Origin of the sequence: Olsenella sp. An293 (genome assembly GCF_002159495.1) — a bacterium.
GTDB lineage: Bacteria > Actinomycetota > Coriobacteriia > Coriobacteriales > Atopobiaceae > Thermophilibacter.
The window spans coordinates 1-1,864 of record NZ_NFIT01000034.1; the positions used below are offsets into that span (position 1 = coordinate 1).

Genomic DNA, 1,864 nt, shown 5'->3' on the forward strand with positions numbered 1-1,864 from the left:
TCGATCTCTCGATCGCAGTATCCGGTTCTCAAGGTACTCCCGCGCAGGTCGTGGGCCGTGGCCGCGTCGCTGCGCGGGGAATAACTATACGCACCCCGGCGCCCCGCCGCGGCGTGAATCCGCGGGTTCACGATTTCTGCACAATCGGGGGGTGTCTCTATGGTTTTGTCAACCATAGAACTCGGGCCGCTTCGGCATGCTGGCGCCGGCCCCGCGGACGGGGCCGGCGTGAAGCCGGCTTTTCGCCGCCTCAGCCCTCCCGGTACGGGGCCCTGTCCCGCATGACCGCGTGGATCACCTTCAGGCGCTTGCGCGCGACCGCCTTGAGCGCCTTGTTGTGCCGCATACCGCGCGCCCTGCAGGCGTCGTAGTAGTGCCCGAAGCGGTTGTCCGTCCCCACCAGCGACGTGCAGGAGTACACGAGCAGGTTCTTCAGCGTCCTGTTGCCGCCCCTCGACGGCGACGACGAGTTGAGCGACGTCCCCGACTGCCGGTTGCAGGGCGCGAGCCCGGTGTAGGCGGCGAGCTCGTCGTGGCTGCGGAACATCGACACGTCCACGAGCGTGACGAGCGCCGCGGCCGTCTTGGGGCCGACGCCGGGCACGGTGAGCAGGGCCTCGTAGGCCTCGTCGCCGGCGAGCGCGTCGGAGATGAGCGCGTCGAGGCGCGCGGCCTCGGCGGCGTCGGAGGCCGCCCTGGCGGCGAGGGCGCGCACGAGCACCGACTCCGCGGCGAGCTCGGGCCTGCCGGAGGTCGCCGACGCCAGGGCGGCGGCCCAGAGGCGGTCGGAAGCAGCCCTCCTGGCCCCTCCGGCGCGCTCCGCCACCGAGCGGAAGCGCCTGAGCCCGGCGGCCCTGATGCCGAACGGCCCGCCGAGCTCGGCGAGCACGGCGAGCTGCCAGCGGCTCGACGAGTCGACCGCAGCCTCGAAGGCGGGGTCCGCCTCGAGCAGCACCGCGCGCAGCCTGTTGGCCGCCTTGGTCCTCGAGCGCACGGCGAAGTCGCGCTGGGAGGCGAGCATCCTGAGCGCGGCGGCCGCCGGCGCCTCCTCCGCGACCTCTCGCAGGGTCCAGGGCATGCCCGCGGCCGTCCGGGCGATCACCTCCGCGTCTATCGCGTCGGTCTTGGCCGTCGCCGGGAACATGTCGCGTGCCCTCTTCATCGCTATCCCCGGCAGGTAGGAGACCGGGTTGCCCGCGGCGCGGGCCCTCGCGACGACGAGCGCGCCGATGTTTCGCTTATGGTCGACGACGACCCTGGCCGCCGCGCCCGCCTCGGCGAGCGCGCGGTCTATGTCCGCGGGCCTGTTGCCCACCTCCCGGTTGAACAGGACCTCCCCGCCCGGCCCGACGGCGCACGCGCGGTGCGCGGATTTGCCGACGTCGAAGGCGAGGAAGGCGGCCCCTGGCCTTGCTTTCTCTCCCATGGTGTATCCTCTCCTCAAGTTGGCTGACCGCCGTCCGCGGGAGCGACAACCACATTACGGAGCCGTGGGAGGTGTCCCCGGCATGTCTCTATCAGTCGCCTGCCGCGGCGACCCGGCCCCGGCGGCAACACCCCCCGGGCCTTCGCGAGAGGCAGGGCGGAAGGGCCGTCCGGGGCGGTCGGCCAGTGACCCCTCGGGTTCGACGTCAATCGTATTTCCAAGGCTCGGGGGAATACAAAAGAGCCGACCCGAAGGTCGGCTCAAACTGTAATGGGCTGCGGAACGCGAAGGGGGAGGGCCCCGGCGCGAGCCGGGGCCCTCCCCCATGCGCAAAATGCCCCTTGTTGGTCAGCGACGTCCTGCTCTCCCACGGACTGACTCCGCAGTACCATCGGCGCTCGGGGGCTTAACTTCCGGGTTCGGAATGGGACCGGGTGT

The 1,864-nt window shown here is 71.4% G+C and carries 1 protein-coding gene and 1 rRNA gene; both read right to left on the minus strand.

Annotated features, from left to right (window positions below):
• Positions 1-250: 250 nt before the first annotated feature.
• A complete protein-coding gene (locus B5F85_RS10485; protein WP_087317058.1) occupies positions 251-1,426 on the minus strand; it encodes an IS110 family transposase in 1,176 nt (391 codons plus the stop codon).
• A 346-nt stretch (positions 1,427-1,772) separates the two neighbouring features.
• Positions 1,773-1,864, minus strand: a 5S ribosomal RNA gene (rrf, locus tag B5F85_RS10490); the annotation flags it as partial.

Bases quoted from the DNA above. Each gene is read 5' to 3' on its own strand.
- B5F85_RS10485 (WP_087317058.1), bottom strand. From the start codon at position 1,426: ATGGGAGAGAAAGCAAGGCCAGGGGCCGCCTTCCTCGCCTTCGACGTC.